This is a genomic window from Halomonas sp. A29 (assembly GCF_046723295.1).
Lineage (GTDB): Bacteria > Pseudomonadota > Gammaproteobacteria > Pseudomonadales > Halomonadaceae > Halomonas.
In genome coordinates, this window is record NZ_JAXQPR010000013.1 from 33,008 (window position 1) to 51,787 (window position 18,780).

Annotated in this window: 19 protein-coding genes; 14 read left to right on the forward strand and 5 right to left on the reverse strand. The window is 64.6% G+C overall.

Annotated elements, in window-relative coordinates:
• Nucleotides 1–24: 24 nt before the first annotated feature.
• Nucleotides 25–618: a malonic semialdehyde reductase gene (locus SPH52_RS20165; RefSeq protein ID WP_411796830.1), complete on the reverse strand. Its 594-nt coding sequence runs from the start codon at nt 616–618 to the stop codon at nt 25–27.
• A 63-nt stretch (nt 619–681) separates the two neighbouring features.
• A complete protein-coding gene (locus SPH52_RS20170) occupies nt 682–1,716 on the reverse strand; it encodes a LacI family DNA-binding transcriptional regulator (protein WP_411796831.1) in 1,035 nt (344 codons plus the stop codon).
• Between the two features lie 109 nt (nt 1,717–1,825).
• Between SPH52_RS20170 and SPH52_RS20175 the strand changes: the two genes are divergently transcribed.
• The 6 genes from SPH52_RS20175 to SPH52_RS20200 are packed head-to-tail and all read left to right on the forward strand — an operon-like array spanning nt 1,826 to nt 7,615.
• Nucleotides 1,826–2,830 (forward strand): TRAP transporter substrate-binding protein, encoded by a 1,005-nt coding sequence (locus tag SPH52_RS20175; protein ID WP_411796832.1) that lies wholly within the window; start codon nt 1,826–1,828, stop codon nt 2,828–2,830.
• 3 nt (nt 2,831–2,833) lie between these two features.
• On the forward strand, nt 2,834–3,331 hold the full coding sequence (locus tag SPH52_RS20180) for a TRAP transporter small permease (protein WP_411796833.1): 498 nt from the start codon (nt 2,834–2,836) through the stop codon (nt 3,329–3,331).
• Complete coding sequence (locus SPH52_RS20185) at nt 3,328–4,605, forward strand: TRAP transporter large permease (RefSeq protein WP_411796834.1); 1,278 nt, start codon at nt 3,328–3,330, stop codon at nt 4,603–4,605. Before SPH52_RS20180 ends, SPH52_RS20185 begins: the two co-directional genes overlap by 4 nt.
• Nucleotides 4,606–4,611: 6 nt before the next feature.
• Nucleotides 4,612–5,157, forward strand: coding sequence for a VOC family protein (locus SPH52_RS20190; RefSeq protein WP_411796835.1), 546 nt, complete (start codon nt 4,612–4,614; stop codon nt 5,155–5,157).
• On the forward strand, nt 5,154–6,401 hold the full coding sequence (locus SPH52_RS20195; RefSeq protein ID WP_411796836.1) for a RuBisCO large subunit C-terminal-like domain-containing protein: 1,248 nt from the start codon (nt 5,154–5,156) through the stop codon (nt 6,399–6,401). The genes SPH52_RS20190 and SPH52_RS20195 overlap by 4 nt, the downstream gene beginning before the upstream one ends.
• A gap of 2 nt (nt 6,402–6,403) precedes the next feature.
• The gene (locus SPH52_RS20200; protein WP_411796837.1) at nt 6,404–7,615 is read left to right on the forward strand and encodes a four-carbon acid sugar kinase family protein; all 1,212 of its coding nucleotides are present in this window, start codon (nt 6,404–6,406) and stop codon (nt 7,613–7,615) included.
• Between the two features lie 20 nt (nt 7,616–7,635).
• Here SPH52_RS20200 and SPH52_RS20205 read toward each other — a convergent pair whose 3' ends face one another.
• Nucleotides 7,636–8,112, reverse strand: a complete 477-nt coding sequence (locus SPH52_RS20205) for a TspO/MBR family protein (protein WP_411796838.1) — start codon at nt 8,110–8,112, stop codon at nt 7,636–7,638.
• Nucleotides 8,113–8,213: 101 nt separating this feature from the next.
• Here SPH52_RS20205 and SPH52_RS20210 point away from each other — a divergent pair, with 101 nt between their 5' ends.
• Nucleotides 8,214–8,879, forward strand: a complete 666-nt coding sequence (locus tag SPH52_RS20210) for a hypothetical protein (RefSeq protein ID WP_411796839.1) — start codon at nt 8,214–8,216, stop codon at nt 8,877–8,879.
• Here SPH52_RS20210 and SPH52_RS20215 read toward each other — a convergent pair.
• Nucleotides 8,873–9,889 (reverse strand): saccharopine dehydrogenase NADP-binding domain-containing protein, encoded by a 1,017-nt coding sequence (locus tag SPH52_RS20215; protein WP_411796840.1) that lies wholly within the window; start codon nt 9,887–9,889, stop codon nt 8,873–8,875. The two genes, SPH52_RS20210 and SPH52_RS20215, sit on opposite strands and share 7 nt — an antisense overlap.
• On the reverse strand, nt 9,886–10,962 hold the full coding sequence (locus SPH52_RS20220) for an NAD(P)-dependent oxidoreductase (protein ID WP_411796841.1): 1,077 nt from the start codon (nt 10,960–10,962) through the stop codon (nt 9,886–9,888). The genes SPH52_RS20215 and SPH52_RS20220 overlap by 4 nt, the downstream gene beginning before the upstream one ends.
• 455 nt (nt 10,963–11,417) lie before the next feature.
• Between SPH52_RS20220 and SPH52_RS20225 the strand changes: the two genes are divergently transcribed.
• The 7 genes from SPH52_RS20225 to SPH52_RS20255 all read left to right on the forward strand — a co-directional run bounded on the left by SPH52_RS20225 (nt 11,418) and on the right by SPH52_RS20255 (nt 18,780).
• On the forward strand, nt 11,418–11,567 hold the full coding sequence (locus SPH52_RS20225; RefSeq protein WP_411796842.1) for a hypothetical protein: 150 nt from the start codon (nt 11,418–11,420) through the stop codon (nt 11,565–11,567).
• Nucleotides 11,567–12,301, forward strand: coding sequence for a metal ABC transporter ATP-binding protein (locus tag SPH52_RS20230; protein ID WP_411796843.1), 735 nt, complete (start codon nt 11,567–11,569; stop codon nt 12,299–12,301). Before SPH52_RS20225 ends, SPH52_RS20230 begins: the two co-directional genes overlap by 1 nt.
• On the forward strand, nt 12,298–13,188 hold the full coding sequence (locus SPH52_RS20235) for a metal ABC transporter permease (protein WP_411796844.1): 891 nt from the start codon (nt 12,298–12,300) through the stop codon (nt 13,186–13,188). The genes SPH52_RS20230 and SPH52_RS20235 overlap by 4 nt, the downstream gene beginning before the upstream one ends.
• A 37-nt stretch (nt 13,189–13,225) precedes the next feature.
• Nucleotides 13,226–14,299: a metal ABC transporter solute-binding protein, Zn/Mn family gene (locus tag SPH52_RS20240; RefSeq protein WP_411796845.1), complete on the forward strand. Its 1,074-nt coding sequence runs from the start codon at nt 13,226–13,228 to the stop codon at nt 14,297–14,299.
• A gap of 176 nt (nt 14,300–14,475) precedes the next feature.
• Nucleotides 14,476–15,585 (forward strand): SMP-30/gluconolactonase/LRE family protein, encoded by a 1,110-nt coding sequence (locus SPH52_RS20245; protein ID WP_411796846.1) that lies wholly within the window; start codon nt 14,476–14,478, stop codon nt 15,583–15,585.
• A gap of 428 nt (nt 15,586–16,013) precedes the next feature.
• Entirely contained in the window at nt 16,014–17,234 is a 1,221-nt protein-coding gene (locus tag SPH52_RS20250; RefSeq protein WP_411796847.1) for an ABC transporter substrate-binding protein, read from the forward strand.
• Between the two features lie 13 nt (nt 17,235–17,247).
• Nucleotides 17,248–18,780 (forward strand): fatty acyl-CoA synthetase, encoded by a 1,533-nt coding sequence (locus SPH52_RS20255; protein ID WP_411796848.1) that lies wholly within the window; start codon nt 17,248–17,250, stop codon nt 18,778–18,780.

The following is an 18,780-nucleotide window of genomic DNA, read 5'->3' on the forward strand; positions in this document are numbered from 1 at the left end:
CCTCCCACCACTCTCAGCAAAGCCTCAAACCACCTCCGCTACCTCCTCAAACGCCAACCTCGCCCCCCTTGGGCGCTGGCTCTCGGGGTCACCTGCGCCCAGGTTGACCAGGAAGTTGCTCTTGTAGCGGCCGTCGGGGAAGAACTCTTCGTCGACCATGGCGTTGTCGAAGCCGCTCATGGGGCCGACGTCCAGGCCCAGCATGCGGGCGGCAATGATCAGATAGGCGCCCTGCAGGGTGCCGTTGCGCCAGGCGGTGTCGCTGGTCGTTTCGGGGTTTGCGGCGAAGCGTTCGCGGGCGTTGGGCGAACTGGGAAAGACCTTGAGCATGTGTTCGTAGAAGCGGGTATCGACGGCGACGATCACCGTGACCGGGGCTTCGTGGGCCTTGTCGCGGTTGGCTTCGGAGAGCGCCGGCAGCAGGCGCGACTTGCCCTCTTCGCTCATCACGAAGACGTAGCGCGCCGGCTGGCAGTTCATCGAGGTGGGGCCCCACTTCAGCAGGTCGTAGAGCCGGCGCAGGGCGGCCTCGTCGACGGGCTCCGGCCGGAAGCCGTAGTGGGTATGCGCTTGGCGGAAGACGGTGTCGAGCGCGATGTCGTCGAGGGGCGGTCGCATGGGGTCTCCTGCTGTAATGGGGTTTTTGTCCCTGTGGCCGTGCCTGGAAGGGGTCGCCTCGTCTCACATCACATGATGCGCTGCGGGCAGGTTTTCGGAGAAGTAGATTTCCATGGCCACCGGGGCCATGTCCGTCTGCTCACCTGTCGCCGCGGCAATGGCTCGCGAATAGATCAGGTCGGGACTCTGGGTGATGACGGCATCCATCGTTCCATCGAGTAGCATGCTACGAGTATCGGGCGTCAGTCCATGACCTATGAAACAGATATCGGCATCACGTCGTGATTCGCGCAGTGCTCGCCCAATGCCATCCGACGCACCGCCCACATTGTAGATGCCCACGATATCGGGATGCGCTTCCAATAGGCGGCAGGTGTTCTGGTAGTTCTCGTCGCGGTTGTCGTGCCCTTCGTGCGGGCCGATCACGCTCAGGTAGGGGAAGTTCGCCTCCGTCAGGGCCAGAAAGCCCATCTCGCGCTCCATGTGGGCACGGTAGGCCCGGCTTGCTGCAATGAGCGCCAGCTTGCCCGAGGTGACATGGCAGAACCGCCCCATGATCTGGGCGGCGGTGCGCCCCGCGGCGAAGTTGTCGATACCGAGATAGAGGTGGCGGTTCGAGCTTGGCAGGTCCGAAATGATGGTGATGATGCGTTTTCCTGCCATCACGAGTTCGTCGATGGCCTGCCTCACCCGTGGATGATCGATGGCCATGAACACGACGGTATCTGCGCTTCTGCCGTAGCGCCTCAGCGCCTGTGCCAACGCATCGGGATTGAAGCTCTCGATGAAGTGGCTCCGGACCTTGACCGGCCCGGGAGAGAGAGCCGCCAGTTCGCGTACGCGCGTATTGAGCCCCGTGAGGTAAGGGTTCGTTCCCCTGGGCAATAGAAAGACCACCTTGGCAAAGCGCGGGCCGAGCCGTTTGCTCAACTCCTCCTCGTCCATGTAGCCGATGTGCACGGCCGCTTCGAGCACTCGGCGCAGCGTGGCCTCCCGTACGCCAGGGCGACGGTTCAGGACCCGATCCACCGTCGCCGTCGACACCCCTGCCAGGTCGGCAATATCCGGTATCAGCGGTCGCCTTCCATCAAAAACCATCAAGAAGTCCTCATTGCCTCTTCGCAGGATCGTGCCCTAGCCTTGAGAATCGTAGGGTACGAACATCATTACCTACAAATAAATAAAAAAACATCAGCCGGAGAACGTCATGCTTAACAAGATCAACAAGCTCGGCCGCCTGACGGCCGTAGCGAGTGCGCTGGCCATGTGCGCTGGCACGGCGGCGGCCCAGGAAGTCACCCTGCGCTACGGCCACATGCATACGCCGAACTCGATCGCCGGCATGCAGGCCGAGTGGCTGGCCGAGGCCATCGCGGAGAAGACCAACGGCGAGGTCGCGGTGGATATCTTCCCCAATTCGCAGCTCGGCAAGCTTCAGGAGCTGGCCGAAGCGGTATCGACGGGATCGATCGCCATCTCCCACAACACGGCTGGCGCGATCGGCTCGCTCTACCCTCCCTTTGCCGCGTTCGATACGCCCTACCTGTACCGCGACATCGACCACTTGATGGCCGTGATGGATGTGGATTCGCCCGTCATGCAGGAACTCAACGAGGGCCTGGTGGACGCCTCCGGGGTGCGCTTGCTCTACGCCTTCTACTTCGGCACCCGCCACCTGACGACCAACCAGGAGATCAAGTCGCCGGACGATCTCGAAGGCGTCAAGATTCGGTCCATTCCCTTCCCGATCTACATGGCCACCGTAGAAGGGATGGGCGCGGTTCCCGTTCCCGTGGATTGGGCCGAGGTGCCCACGGCACTGGCAACCGGCGTGGTCGAAGGCCAGGAGAACCCGGTCAACGTGGTCGTCACCTCGAAGCTGAATGAGGTGCAGAGCCACATGATGCTGACCGGCCATATCAGCGCCGCCCAGGTCATCGTCATGAACGACGACACCTGGCAGTCGCTGTCGCCGGAGCATCGGGACGCCATCACCGAAGCCGCCGCCGAGGTTCGCGAGCGCGCCACGGCCGCCATGCTGGAGGCGGAAGCCGAGGATTTCGCCACCCTGCGAGCCGCGGGCATGCACATCGTCGGCCCGGAGGAGGGCCTGGAGCTCGAGGCGTTCCGCACCCGCGTCAGTGATCGTATTGCCGAGGAGTTCACCGCGCAGTATGGCGAACTGTACGAGCAGATCGCAGCCGTCGACTGAGCCATGAACGAGCACAAGCCGATTGTCGGGCGAGCGGTCACCTGGCTGACCCAAGCGTGCCTTGGGGTGTCGATGGTCCTGCTGATCCTCATTGCCGTACTGATCGTGACCCAGGTCGTGGCGCGCAACCTGTTCAACACTGGCCTGCCCAGGGTTGATGAGGCCGCCCGCTTTGCCGGCATCGCCATGGTCTATCTTGCCGCCCCGTTTCTGCTGCTACGCGGCCAGCACGTGGCGGTCACGCTACTGGTGGAGCTGCTGCCCCGACTGGGGCGCCGGCTCTGCCTGGTGGTGGGTGAACTAGCCACGCTGGGGTTCTGCGCCCTGATGCTGTACGGCTTCTATCGCTTCCTGTTGCGTGCTGGGCGCTTCGCCACACCGGCAATGGGCATGCCGAACCTGTGGTTCTACATGCCTGCACTGGTGGGGCTGGCCATTCTCGCCGTGGTGGCCGCCTACCGCCTCGGCCTGTTGGCGTCGGGCAGGGAGGTCGAGGAATGACCGTTACCCTGCTCATGCTGTTCGCCCTGGGCCTGCTCATCGGCGCCCCCGTGGCCGTCAGCCTTGGCCTGTCGGCGGGGCTCGTCATCCTGATTCACGACCTGCCGGTCACGGTACTCGCCCAGCGGGCCGTGAACACCCTCGACAGCTCGCCGCTGCTGGCGGTACCGCTGTTCATACTGGCCGCCTCGCTGCTGGGGGCGACGGGTGTGACAACCCACCTGTTCGATCTCATGCGAATGCTGGTGGGGCGAGTACGCGGCGGCATGGCGCACGTGAACGTGCTGGTCAGCCTGATATTTTCCGGCATGTCGGGGGCGGCGCTGGCGGATATCGGCGCGCTCGGCGGCATCCAGATCCGCCAGATGGTGCACCAGGGCTACAGCCAGCGCTTCGCCTCGGGCGTTACCATCGCGGCGGCCACCATCGGCCCCATCTTTCCGCCTTCCATTCCGTTGATCATCTTCGCCACGGCCGCCGAGGTGTCGACCATTCGCGCCCTGCTGGCGGGCGTGGTACCCGCCCTCGTAGTGGCCTTGGCACTGATGATCCAGATCGCGGTGATGGCGCGCCGTCATGACCTGCCGCGCGACGACATCCGGCCCACCTTGCCCGCCATTCGGCGCAAGGCTTGGATCTCGCTGCCTGCGCTGCTCGCGCCCGTGCTGCTCGTTGGCGGCATGATCAGCGGTTTCTTCGGCCCCACCGAAGCGGCCGGAGTGACGGTAGCCTATGCCGTGCTGATCGGGCTGCTGGTCTATCGTTCGCTCACCCTGGAGGGATTTGTCGGCTGCACGCGCGACACGGTGCTGGCCACGGCCAACGTGCTGTTCGTCGTAGCGGCGGCGGCGCTCTTCGCCTGGGTATTGACGATGGACCGGGTACCGGCACGGGCCGGGGCATGGCTGCTGGAGGTGTCGGAAAATCCGCTGGTCTTGCTGCTGATCTTGAACCTGCTGCTGCTGGTGGTCGGCATGTTCCTGGAGGCCATCGTGGCCATCCTGATCATTGCGCCCATCGTCACCCCGGCGCTACTGCAGGCAGGCGTTCCGCCCGAGCAGCTGGGTGTGGTCTTCGTGCTCAACCTGATGCTCGGGTTGCTGACACCCCCGGTGGGAATGAGCCTCTACATGGTCTCGATCATCACCAAGATGCCGCTGCTGTCGGTCATCCGCGGCGTCGCCCCTTTCTATCTTTCCCTTTTCGCAGCCCTTGCGCTGGTAACGCTGGTTCCCGGCCTTTCCACCTGGCTGCCCAACCTTGTCATGAAGTGAGATTCCATGAGCAGACATCTCGGCGCGATCCGCCAACTGGGGTACGTGGTAACGGATATCGAGGAAGCGATGGACCATTGGTCCCGGGTCATGGGCGTCGGCCCGTTCTTCTACAATCCGCGCGTGCCGATAGAGAACTACACCTATGAGGGGCAACGGTACGAGGTTCACAACTCGGTCGCCCTGGCCAACTCGGGATTCATCCAGGTCGAGCTGATCCAGACGCGTAACGATGCGCCCTCGATGTACCGCGACTTCCTCCAGGCCGGGCGCACCGGGCTCCAGCACGTGGCCTTCTGGACCGAAGATTACGACACCGACCTGGCTGCCATGGAAGCCCAGGGGTTTAACGTCAAGATGAGTGGCGAGGTCGGCGAGAACGGGCGTTTCGCCTATTTCGACCGCGAGCATCACCCCGGCACGGTGATCGAGCTTTCCGAAGTGCGTGGCCCCAAGGGCGACATGTTCCGCCTGATACGCGAGGCCTCGCAGGACTGGGATGGCAGCGACCCGGTTCGTCCCTTCCCTTCGCTCGACAGGGGCAGCGCATGATCCGTGCCTCTTATCTCGTGGAAACCCCGCTTGACCCTCGCACGGTAGCGGAAATGATGGCCGGGGAGCAGAGTTCGGGCACTTTCGTGCGCGTCGAAGGTGAAACCGAGGCGCTGCGAACGCGATTCGGTGCCCGTGTCGCCAGGGTCGAGGTGATCGACGAGCAGGACGGCCCCAGCCTGCGCAGCGCCTACCTGGAGCGCAAGCGCGTCTCGGGTCCATGGCGACGCGTGGCGGTGGAGATCGACTACCCCGAGGAGAACGTGGGCCTCAACCTGCCCAACCTGGCGGCGACGGTGGCCGGCAATCTCTTCGACCTTGGCGAGGTGACCGGGCTACGCCTCACCGGGCTCACCCTGCGCCCCGAGTACCGGGACCGCTACTTGCTGCCCCGCCTGGGCGTGGCCGGCACGCGCGCGGCGCTGGGCGTTCAGGAGAGACCGCTGTTCGGCACTATTCTCAAGCCCAATATCGGCCTTTCCCCCGAGGAGACCGCCGATCTCGTCGAGCGGCTGTGTGAAGCGGGGGTCGACTTCATCAAGGATGACGAGATCGCCGGCAACCATCCCCACGCCCCGGTGCGCGAGCGGGTCAGCGCGGTGATGGCACGGGTGCGCCGCTGGCGGCAACGCAGCGGCCGCGACGTGATGGTGGCTTTCAACATCTCCGACGAAGTGGATGCCATGCGCGGCCATGCCGACCACGTCGAAGCGGAGGGCGGCACCTGCGTGATGGCCAGCCTCAACTGGTGCGGGCTCTCGGCGATGCAGAGCCTGCGCGCCTCGACGCCGCTGGCCATTCACGGGCATCGCAACGGCTTTGGTGCCTTCGCTCGTCACCCGGCGCTGGGAATCGATTTCTCCGCCTACCAGGTACTCTACCGGCTGGCGGGAATCGACCACCTGCATGTCCACGGCATGGGCGGCAAGTTTGCCGACCTGACCGAGGAAGTGGCCCACGCGGCGAAGCTCTCGCTGCAGCCGCTCGGGCATTCGGACGACCGGGTGATGCCAGTGTTCTCTTCCGGACAGTGGGCGGGCACCTTGCCGACGACGCTGACGGAAACCGGCAGCGCCGACTTCATGTTCCTGGCCGGTGGCGGCATCCTGGCCCATCCCGACGGAGCCGCCGCGGGGGTCAGGAGCCTGCGCGAGGCCTGGGACGCCATACAGGCCGGCGAACCGCTGGAGACCCCCGGACGCCCGGCGCTTGCCGCCGCGATCGACTTCTTCGGAGCACGCTAGGCATGCGCTACGTATTCGTTGCGGATGACTTCACCGGCGCGTCCGATACGCTCGCCACGCTGAGCCGGGCGGGCCTGAGGGCACGGCTCTACCTGGCCCCGCCCACCCTGGCGGAAGTGCGCGACCTCGACGCCTTCGGCATCGCGACGGCAGCCCGCAGCATGGAGCGGGATGCCTTGACCGCGACCATGCGGCACATCGTCGAAGCCCTGAAGCCCCATGCGCCAGAGGTCATCCACCTCAAGGTCTGCTCGACCTTCGATAGCAGCGTTGAGGTAGGCAATATTGCCACTGCCATGCACGTGCTGACCGAAGGTCTGGCCCCGGCTACCACGGTCATCCTGGGAGGCCAGCCAAGCCTCGGCCGCTATTGCCTTTTCGGCAACCTGTTCGCCAAGGGAGGCGATGGCAACCTTCACCGGATCGACCGCCACCCCGTCATGCGAGACCACCCCGTCACTCCCATGCGCGAAGCGGACTTGCGCCGCCATTTCGAGGCCCTGGGGCTGCCGAACCTGGCACTTTTCGATCTCCTGGCGCTACGCTGCGGCGAGACACTGCCCAGCAACCCGATGCTGTGTGACGTGCTGGACGAAAGCGACCAGCGACTGCTCAAGGGGCGGCTGGCGTGCTCGCCCTTTCCTCAACTCTGGGTCGGGCCCAGCAGCGTTGCCGAGACCTGCTTTCCCGAGGCTTCTGCACCTCAGTTGCCGGACACCTTGCCCGGCCCCCTGCTGGTGTTCGTCGGTAGCCGTTCGCCCATGACCGCTGCCCAGGCGGCAGCCGCTACCGGATTTGCCAAGGTCGTCATTCCCGCCGGCTCCCTCGCGCACCAGCCTGACGAATCCTATCGACAGCTCCGTGAACTCCTGGCTTCGGGCAAGCATGTGCTGGCGGTACTCGACGATGACCTGAGCCATGGCCTGTCGCCTGCGGCCATGGCGCAGCGCTCTGCCGACCTGCTGGCCCACCTGATGGCCGAGCATGCCGCCGGCACTGTGCTGGTGGCGGGGGGCGATACCTCCAGCCTGGCCATCCACGCCCTCGCCCCACGCAGCATCGACTATACGGGGCAGCTGTCGCCGGGCGTCGCCATCTGCTGCGCGCACTTCGCGGATGGCAAACGGCTGCCCATCATTCTCAAGGGCGGCCAGATGGGCGAAATCGACTTGTTCGACAAGGTTCGAGCCATGGTCCAGAGAGAACCGCTGTGACATGGAGACTGGCGGCTCGCCTACCCGTTCAGCCAACCGATGCCCGCATTGAGATACCCCGCGAAGCCGACCCAGGCCAGGTAGGGCACGAGCAGCCAGGCGGCAAGTGACGAAACGCGAGCGAAGCGGCTGATCGTGAGCAGGATGAGGCCCCACAGCAGCAGCAGGTCAGCCAGGGCAACAAAGATCCAGTGCAGGCCGAAGAACAGGATCGACCAGAGCCCATTGGCCGCTAGCTGGGCGACGAACGGCCACAGCACCGTGAAGCGCTCCGCGGCAGGCACCCGAAGCGTAGCCCGCCAGGCGGCCACGGCCATCATCAGGTAGAGCGTCGTCCAGGCTAACGGGAACAGCCAATCGGGCGGGGTGAGCGGCGGCTTGTCGAGTGCGGCGTACCAGGCGCCTGGCGGCGTCAGCACACCGGTCATCGCGACGAGGGCGACCAGCAGCAACCAGCCGAAAAGAATCGCCATCGAATGGCGGGGGGCGACGGTCATTGCGCATCTCCTTTGCGGCTGGATGCCGCCAGTGTGGGATGCCACCTCGGCAAATGCTACTTTCATAAGGCATACCTTCATCGCCTGATAAGGAATCCCTCATGCCCAGTTGCCGCTTCCTGCCCTTCGTGTGCGCAGCCCTGATGCTCCTCGCCTCTCCGCTCGCCTTGGCGCAATCTGCCGAGGGCGAGTACCAAGCCTACGAGGACGCCCTGGCCCGCGGCGAGCGCCATGCCAATGTGTGGCAGTACGGCTGGGCCGGCATCTACGCCTCCTCGCTGGCGCTGAACGTCTACCAGGCCAGCGAGTCGGATAGCCGCGACACGCGCTACGACGCCCGGGTGGGCGCGGTGAAGTCGGTGCTGGCGCTGGCCGGCACGCTGATGGATACCCAGCCGCACCCGGCCGCCAACCGTGAGTTGCGCGAAGGCGATGGCGATATCGAAAGCGCCCGTCGGTTGCTGCACGCGGTGGCCGCGGAGGAGCGCCAGCGCCGCAGCATGCAGGCCCGCCTGGGCTCGCTGGCGATAAATGCCGCTTCGGGACTGTTGATCGGCGTGGGCGACGGCCGCGGCCGCGACGGGGCGATCAACTTCGCCACCGGCATGCTGATCAGCGAGCTGCAGTTGCAGACCCAGCCACGCCAGGCCTCGGTGGCGATCAATCGCTTCAAGCCGGCACGGGTCTCGCTGGGCGATGTGCATCTTGAAGGGGAATACGCCCTGCTGGTGGCCCCGAACCAGCTGGGCGTCGCGCTGCGCTATTGAAGCAGGTGGCGGTTGACGATTACGCCACCGGCCTCGATCTGCTCCAGCAGGTAAGCCGAGTCGACCAGGCTTTCCGGCAGGTATAGCCCGGAGCCTGGCAGGGCCCCGCCGTCGAGCCCCAACAACCGCTCGATACATACCGCCACACCGCGCGCGCTAAGCATCGCGTAGCCTTGCGGATCCACCAGTTCGTACCGATAGCGTCCGATGTCGCCCCCGATCATCTCCCCGCTGATTTCGATGATCACTTCGTGGGACGGTCCTTGGCCGCTGCGGCTGCTTGCGGTACGTCCTTCGGCCACATCCACCCGCATCGAACTCAGTGTCTCGATCGAGCACAGGCTGAGCAGATCGGCCAAACCCACCGCCTGGCCTTGATGGTGGACCCCGCCGACGCCGGTGAACGTACGTGCAGCCTCTTCTCCGGCGGCGTAACTCCAGCGCCCCTCACGCAGCACCAGTGGCTGCGGCCCCACTTGGGCGATCCGTGCCATATCCGCGTTGGACATGGCGCCGAAGGGGTCGTCCGGATCGAACACCAAACCAATCTCGATCGCCTCAACGCGGCTGAATCGACCAGCAAAGTGCAGTGCCGCCAACGTGGGTACCGCGCCGATACTGTGGCCGAGCATCAGTACCGGCACTGTGGGCTCATGGATATATCGCGCCACCAGCGGGCCCAGCTCGAAGGGCGCATCGGAAAGGGCGATATAGGCGATGCCACGGGCTTGGGCGAAGCACATGCTGTTGAGCGAGAGGTCCCTCACCGCGGTCGCCACAGCACTGAACGCGCGATCTTGCGGCAAGCCCAGATCGGCACGGCTCAAGTCCACCAGGGTGGCATCGGCATTGCCCAGCTCCGTGGCCAGCGCCTCGGCTTTTTCCCGGTTGCGCCCGGCGATGGTCAGATGCAGTTCGGGATGACGGCGGCGTAGCAGCCGCGCGATTCTGGAACCCAGGCTGCCGTAGCCACCGAGCAGCAGTACCGACGCACTATGTAGCGGCGTCATGACGACAGCTCCCCAGGGGATTCAATGCGGGCGCCAAACTCCAGCAGGCGCTCGACGAAATAATCCGGCTCGATAATCACTTCCGGTAGATACAACCCCGGGGCAACCGGCCCACCGCCCGTAAGGCCGAGCAGGCGCTCCACTCCAAGCGCAACCCCAAGGGCGGTCAGTGGTGCCTGCCCTGCGGGGTGTACGATTTCGTGGCGTGAACGGTGGGGCTCGCCATCCTTACCCAGACCCTGCAACTCGACCACGATTTCAGTGGAAAAGGGCTCACCGCGCCGACGGCTGGCGGATTCGCCCAAGGCGAGATCGAGGCGGATGGAGTTGGCATCGGTAGCTGCGGCCAGGCCCATGATGTCGAAAGGGGAGTAGGCCTGCGCCACCATCGGTGTGCCGTCCACGCTGGTAAAGCGGCCTTCGGCTTTTATCCCGTTGACCCAGGTGAAGTGGCCGTTCCGGAGAGTCAGCGCGGCGGGAGACACACCGGTGATGCGCTCATAGTCCGCATAGGCGGCCGGGCCACCCATATCCTCCTCATCCAGCAGCACGCCGATGTGGATGGTTTCCAGCGCTCGATAGGACTTGGCAAAATGCAGCACCGGAAAGATCGCTGCCCCTGCGAGCCAGTGGCTGGCCATCAGGATCGGCGCAGCCTCCGGGCGGTGGACGAAGCGAGACACCTCCGGCCCCAACTCGAAGGAGCCGCTGGAAACGCTGATATAGGGCAGCCCTCGATGCTGGGCGAAGCGCATCGAGTTCAGCGTCTCATCTTTGAGAAAAATGGCCACCGCGCTGTATTCGGCATTTTCCGCCAAGCCGAGATCTGCGCGCTTGAGATCCACCGCTACGCCATGGGCGCCGCCCACTTTGGCGGCCACCGCCTCGGCCTTGGCCAGATCGCGGCCACCGATGGCAATGGGTAATTGCGGCTGCAGGCGGCGCAGGGTGTGCGCGGCCTGCGAGCCGACAATGCCGGAACCGCCTCGATCTCCGCAGAGGTGATCCGCGAACGGGTGGGACTGGAACAGGCCACGGCCAACCTCGCTGCGCTGATCATCAATGGGGTCCATGGCGACTAATGAGTGTGCAAGCTCACCAAGTTGCTCAAGCCTGACCATCAGGCTGTCGCTTGGGCAGGGCGGCGTCAGCTCACCACTTGGACCGGGCCTGGTTGTCGCAGTGGTCCCCGTGGGGGTGATGCAAGTGCCCATCGACGAGGTAGTCGATGTGATCGCCATGGGGCACCGGCTCATGGCCGCAGCCTGGCCCGTGCACGTGGTCTGGATCATGCCCGGCGCACTGGGCATCCACTGGGGTTCTGAACGGGCGCTCATTGGTCGAATCGCGCCATACCCTCACGGCTTGCCAGGCAGTTACGCTTAACGGTTCCCTTCTGCGCCAAATCCTGGATACTGCCGCCCGTGAGGACAGTCAATTTACTGTCATCACGTGTCGTAATGAAGACTCCCACTTTGCCGGCCGTCTTGTTATGTTATATCTTAATCGGTTTTTGCGAGGGCCACTCATGGCGCACCGTACGCATCGGCACCGCCCCGAAGGGCCGTGCCATTTTTCGTTGATGTCGCTTTCCGCCACACGCCGGCTGCTGCTGGCCGCCCTGCCCCTGGGCGTGCTTTGGCTGACCGTTTCCTGGGCAGCGGGATGGTGGGGCTGATGGTCGAGACGCACCCTTCACGTCTGGAGCTTCACGACCTGCAGCTGGCCCAAGCCAACCGCACCGTGCTCGAACACGTGAGCGGCCGTTTTCGCGACGGTGCAATCACCGCCCTGGTCGGTGCCAACGGTGCCGGCAAGAGCACCCTGATCCAGGGCATCATGGGCATGCTGCGCCCCGTGGCGGGCAAGGTGATCTGCTCGGTGCCCAAGGAGCGCCGTGCCTGGCTGCCCCAGCAGTTGGCGCTCGACCTCACCTTCCCCATGAGCGTGGAAGAGCTAGTGATGACCGGTAGTTGGCCGAGCCACGGCGCCCTCGTCGGTTACTGCGCCCACCACTACCGGCGTGGCCGCGAGGTGATGGCACGCCTGGGCATTTCCCACCTGGCCCACCGCCCGCTGGGCGAACTCTCCGGCGGCCAGCGCCAGCGCGCGTTGATCGGCCGTACCCTGATGCAGGAAGCCGAACTGCTGCTGCTCGACGAGCCGTTTGCCAACGTCGATGTGGAAACCGTCGAGGTGCTGATGACGGTACTGCGAGACATGGCGGCCGAAGGCGCCACCATCATCGTGGTACTGCACGACATGGAGCAACTGACCCGCCTGGCGGAAGAAGTCGTGGTGTTGACGGGCGGCCACGCCCGCTGGACCACTGCCCAGGCCGTGCTGCAGAACCAACCCTCCGCCGTCGGATCCGCGCGGCTGGCCCTTGGCATGCCGGGGGTCGACGCATGATGGAGCTGCTGTACGAGTGGCTGATTGCCCCCTTCGACTACGGCTTCATGCGCCGCGCGGCGGTAGCCGGCCTGGCCCTGTCACTAGCGGCTCCGCCCATGGGCGTGTTCCTGATGCTGCGCGGCATGAGTCTGATCGGCGATGCCATGGCTCACGCCATCCTGCCGGGTGTGGCGCTGGGCTTTCTGCTCGCCGGCTTCTCGCTGCCGGCCATGAGCCTGGGCGGCGTGCTGTCGGGGCTACTGGTGGCCATGCTGGCAGGCAGCGTGTCGCAGATGACCGGCCACCGGGAGGACTCGGCCATGGCCAGTTTCTTCCTGATCTCGCTGGCAGCGGGCGTCATGCTCGTCTCGCTGGGGGGCAGCAGCGTGGACCTGACCCACGTACTGTTCGGCTCGATCCTGGCAGTGAATACCACCGCCCTGCTGCTGATCGCGGCGATCAGCAGTGTGATCGTGATCACGCTGGCGCTGATCTTCCGCGCCCTGGTGGTCGAATGCCTCGACCCGCTGTTTCTACGCGGCCAGGGCATGCACGGCAGCCTGGTGCACGGCATCTTCCTCGGCCTGGTTGTGCTCAACCTCACCGCCGGCTTCCAGACCCTGGGGACCTTGATGGCAGTAGGCCTGATGATGCTGCCGGCGACGACCGCGCGCTTCTGGAGCAAACGCTTGGAGGGGCTGATTGGCATTGCCGTGGTGCTGGCCATGCTCGCCAGTACCGGGGGGCTGCTGCTGTCGTATCACCTCAGCATTCCATCCGGGCCGGCCATCATCCTGCTGGCAGGCGTGGGCTATATGCTCTCCGCCCTGTTCGGCCGTCATCACAGCCTGATTGCGAAGATGCGGCGGCATGCTGCGCCGCTCGGCACGCCCGAGTCCCATTGAATCATTGAGCATATCCATCACCTGAAGGAGGCCATTCATGCGACACGTCACTCCCGCCGCCCTGATGCTGGGCGCCTCGGCCATGCTGGCTTTGCCTGCCGCCATTGCCGCCGAACGCGTTCAGGTCGTCACCAGCTTCAGCATCCTGGCCGACATGGTGCAGAACGTGGGCGGCGAGCACGTGGAGGTCACCTCGCTGGTCGGCCCCGACAGCGATGCCCATGTTTTCTCTCCCAGCCCGCGCGATGCTCGCTCGCTGGCCGAAGCCGACCTGGTGGTATTCAACGGCCTGTTGTTCGAAGGCTGGATGGAGCGGTTGATCGACTCCAGCGATTACCGCGGCGCGCTGGTAACCGCTACCGACGGCATCGACAAGCTCGACTATCATGGCCACGACCATGACCATGCCCATGGTCACGACGACCACGGCCATGACGACCACGACGACGACCATGACGATCGCGGGCACGACCACGACGACCATGACGGCCACGATCATGGCGACGACGACCCGCACGGCTGGCAGGATCTGGCCATGGGCAAGATCTACGTGGGCAATATCCGCGATGGCCTGATCGAGGCGGACCCGGACAACGAAGCGGCCTACCGTGAGAATGCCGAACGCTACATCAACGAGCTGGAAGCCACCGACGCCGAGATCCGCGAGCTGCTGGGCGAAATTCCTTCATCAACCAGCGTGATCACCGGCCACGACTCCTTCGGCTATTTTTCCAACGCCTATGGCATTCGTTTTCTCTCGCCGGTAGGGCTCTCCACCGAAGCCGAGCCCAGCGCCGCCGACATGGCCCGCCTGATCGACGTGATTCGCGAGCAGAACGTACGCGCCCTGTTCCACGAGAACATGACCAGCCCGGCGGTGATCAATCAGCTCGCCGAGGAGACCGGCCTGGAGATTGCCGGCACACTCTATGCCGATGCGCTTGCCGCAGAAGGCGAAGCCAGCACCTACCTGGGCATGATGCGCCACAACGCCCAAGTGCTGCATGACGCCCTGGCCGAGCATGGCCATGACGATCATGGGCACGACCACGACCACGACGGACATGGTCACGATCACGATCACGACCATGGTCACGGCCATAGCCACTAAAAGAGTTATTTCATGATGGACGAGGCGCCACCCGAAAGGGGGCGCCTTTTTCGTTCTTGTCTACCCGAAAGCGAGCCTACATGCGCAAACAGCGGTAGGCGCGACTAAGCTGGTAAGCCTCTCATCGCAATCGACACCCAGAACCCTACACAACAAGACAGAGGGGAGGATGAAGCATGCATGACGATACCCAGCACGATGGCGAGAGGGCCTCTGTGTCGCTGTCCCGCCGCACCTTTCTTGGCGTGGCCGCCGCCGCAGGTGCCACGGCGGCATTCAAGCCTGGTGAGCTGATCGCTCAGGAGCGACCCTGGGATGGCTCACCCGTGTCTTACCCCGACCCGGCCATCGAAGTCATCGACGAGCGCTTCGGTGCCTACCGCCTGGCCAATGCGGCGGTAGAACGCCTGGCCACCGGCTTCCGCTGGGCAGAGGGGCCGGTCTATTTCGGTGACGGCCGCTTTCTCGTCTGGAGCGATATTCCCAATAACCGGCAGATGCGCTGGCTCGAGGATACCGAAGAGGTGAGCGTCTTCCGCGAGTCCTCCAACTATTCCAACGGCAACACGCGGGACCGCGAAGGGCGGCTGCTGTCCTGCGAACACGACACGCGCCGCGTGACCCGTACCGAGCACGACGGCACCATCACCGTGCTCGCCGATGAGTTCGAGGGCAAGCCACTCAATGCCCCCAACGACATCATCGTGCACCCCGACGGCGGCATCTGGTTCACTGATCCGGGCTACGGCATCCTGATGCATTATGAAGGCCATATCGCCGACTTCGAGCTACCCGAAGCCGTCTACCGCATCGATCCTGACAGCGGCCGACTGGAGAAGATGGCCGAGGTAGAGAAGCCCAACGGCATCGCCTTTTCCCCGGACTACTCCCGCCTCTACGTCTCCGACACAGGAGGTACCCACACGCCCGGGCATCCCCATCAGATCCTGATGTGGGACGTCGTGGACAACGGCACCCGCCTGGCCAACGAGCGTCAGTTCGCCGAGGTCGGGCCGGGCTTCGTCGACGGCTTGGCCGTGGACATGGACGGCAACCTCTGGTGTGGTGCCATTTTCGGTGGGCTTTTCGATGCCGACGATCATGATGGCGTACATGTCTATGCCGACGACGGTACCCTCATCGGCAAGATCCACCTACCGGAGCCCTGCGCCAACGTCTGTTTCGGTGGCCCCAAGCGCAACCGCCTGTTCATGACTGCCAGCCAGTCGCTCTATGCCGTCTACGTCGAAACCCAGGGTGTAGCCGTCTGGGCTGGCAACAGGTAGCCCTACATCCTGGCAACCACAGGAGCGGAGGGCCTAGTTCTCCGTTCCTGCCTCCTCCTCCCGCCTTCGATCGCCATTTCACCTGGCACGATTCGTCATATCCGCTCACAAAGCTCTTTGCCGCAGCTTCGCCACACCTCTACCCGTTCTTCCGCACTCTCCTTTCACGCTCTGCGCCTCACGAGCATTTACTAAAGTCTTAACCGGTCTTCTCGCGAGAAAGATTGGCACGAAATGCAAATACTGTGGCGCGAAGCGTAAACCTGCCCAACCGCTTTCTTTCTACCATGAACGGGCATGCCAAGGGCCAGCAGGCCTCTCACAGGCAACCCACATCCTTTGCACAAAAGTTCACCAAATTACGCACAGGTTTATCCACAGACGCGCATTTAACGCCAAACACAAGAAAACAATCAAAAGGCCACACTATGACATCGACACGCCGCTTCGCCCTGGGTGCGCTCGCCGCCTCCATCATGCTCGCCGGCCAGGCAGTACAGGCCGAAATAACCGACAACGAGATCCGCATCGGCTACCTGGCCGACATGTCGGGCCCCTACCGCGACCCCATCGGCCCCTTGGGCCTGGACGCCATTCAGATGGCCATCGAGGATGTGGGCGGCAGCGTGGCCGGCGCCAGCATCGAGGTTTTCAGTGCCGACGACCGCAACAGCCCCGACGTAGGCTCGAGTGTGGTTCGCGAGTGGATCGACCAACGCAACGTCGACATGGTCACCGGCCTGGTGGCCTCTTCCGTCACCCTGGCCGCCGTGCGCCTGCTGGAAGAGGAGAATCGCCTGGGGCTGGTCAACGGTGCCGTCTCCTCCGGCGTGACCAACGAGAGCTGCTCGCCCAACCATATCCACTGGGTCTACGACACCTGGGCGATGTCCAACGGCACCGCCAAGGCGATCACCCAGGAGGGCCACAAGAACTGGTACCTGCTGAGCGCCGACTACGCCTTCGGCCACGCGCTGGAAGGCGACGTGGAGCGGGTGGTTACCGAGAACGGTGGAAGCATCGTGGGCAAGGCGCGCCACCCCTTCCCCAGCAGCGACTTCTCCTCGTTCCTGCTGCAGGCCCAGGCCTCCGGCGCCGATGTGATTGCGCTCAACAATGCCGGCTCCGACACCATCAATGCCATCACCACCGCTGGTGAGTTCGGCATCACCCAGGCGGGCCAGGTGCTCGCCGGCATGGTCCTGTTCAGTACCGACGTGCGCAGCATCGGCCTCGATGCTGCCCAGGGGCTGCAATTCACCAAGGCGTGGTACTACGACCTCAACGACGAGACCCGCGCCTGGGCCGAGCGCTTCCGCGAGCGCACCGGCAGCATGCCGACCATGGTTCACGCCGGACTCTACTCCAGCACCCTGCACTACCTTCAGGCCGTCGATGCTATCGGTACCGACGAAGCCCAGGCCGTGCGCCAACAGATGGCGGCAACGCCGATCGACGACATCTTCGCCACCGGCGGCTATATCCGCGAGGACGGCCGCATGGTGCACGACATGTACCTGGTCGAGGTGAAGACGCCGGAAGAGTCGCAGAACGAGGACGACCTGTTCCGCGTGGTGCGCACCATTCCCGCCGAAGAAGCCTTCCGCCCGCTTTCCGAAAGCCAGTGTCGCCTGGTCAACGGCGCTTGAACAGGAGGATGAGATGAGGATTCAGCAGAACACCATCGGCGCCGCGCTCAGCCGCAGCGCACGCAAGCATGGCAACAAGCTGGCGCTGGCCTTCGAAGGCCGGCGCTGGAGCTACGATGAACTGAACCGGGCGGTCAACCGGGTCGCCAATCGCCTGCTGGAAGCGGGCCTGACGCCGGGCGACCGCCTGGCCGCCTACGGCAAGAACTCCGACGCCTACGCCATTGCCTGGCTGGCCGCTACCCGCGCCGGCCTGGTGCACGTGCCGGTCAACTTCGCGCTGAGCGCCGACGAGCTGCGCTACATCCTCGAGCAGTCCGGCGCGACTGGGCTGCTCAGCGACACGAGCCTGGCCGAGAACGTGGCCAAGGCGAGCGAAGGGCTTGGCCTCACGCTTTCCGGCACATTGCATACTGAAGGCGAGACAGGTTTCGACGTACTGCAAGTGGCCCTCGACGTAGCCAGCGATGATAGTGAGCCGGACGTGGCCGTCGCAGCCGACAGCCTGGCCCAGTTGCTCTACACCTCGGGCACCACGGCAGCGCCCAAGGCGGCGATGATGACCCACCAGGCGCTGCTCGCCGAGTACATGGCCTGCATGGTGGAGCTCGACATCAAGGGCGACGAGCCGATGCTGGCCGCCCTGCCGCTCTACCATTCGGCGCAGATGCATGTGTTCCTGATGCCGGCACTGCTGCTGGGTGCTCCGGTGCACCTGCGCATGGCGCCGCTGCCTGACGACTGCCTGGCGCAGATCGCCGCCGAGGGCATCGCCTCGTTCTTCGCCCCGCCCACGGTGTGGATCAGCCTGCTGCGTCATCCCGACTTCGACACCTTCGACCTCTCCACGCTGAAGAAGGCCTACTACGGCGCTTCGATCATGCCGGTGCCGGTATTGGAAGAGCTGCAGCAACGCCTGCCCGGCGTGGGGCTCTACAACTGTTATGGCCAGAGCGAAATCGCTCCGCTGGCCACCGTACTGCGCCCCGAGGAGCATGCCGAACGTCCGGCATCGGCGGGCCGTCCCATCCTCACGGTGGAAACGCGCATCGTCGATCTGGAGATGAACGACGTGCCGGCCGGCGAGCACGGCGAAATCGTCCACCGCTCACCGCAGCTGCTTACCGGCTACTGGAACAAGCCCGAGATGAGCGAGGAAGCCTTCACCGGCGGCTGGTTCCACTCCGGCGACGTGGGCTACTTCGACGAAGCGGGCTATCTCTACATCGTCGATCGCATCAAGGACGTGATCAACACCGGCGGCGTGGTGGTGGCCAGCCGCGAGGTGGAGGAGGGCCTGTTCAAGCACCCTGCCGTCTCCGAGGTCGCCGTGGTGGGCCTGCCCGACGCGAAGTGGATCGAGGCGCTCACCGCCGTGGTGGTCACCAAGGAGGGTATGGAAGTGAGCGAAGAGGAACTGATCGCCCATGCCAAGGCCCACATGGCGCCCTACAAGGTACCCAAGCGCATCCTGTTCGCGGAGACCCTGCCCAAGAGCACCGCCGGCAAGATTCTCAAGCGCCACCTGCGCAAGGAGCTGAGCTGA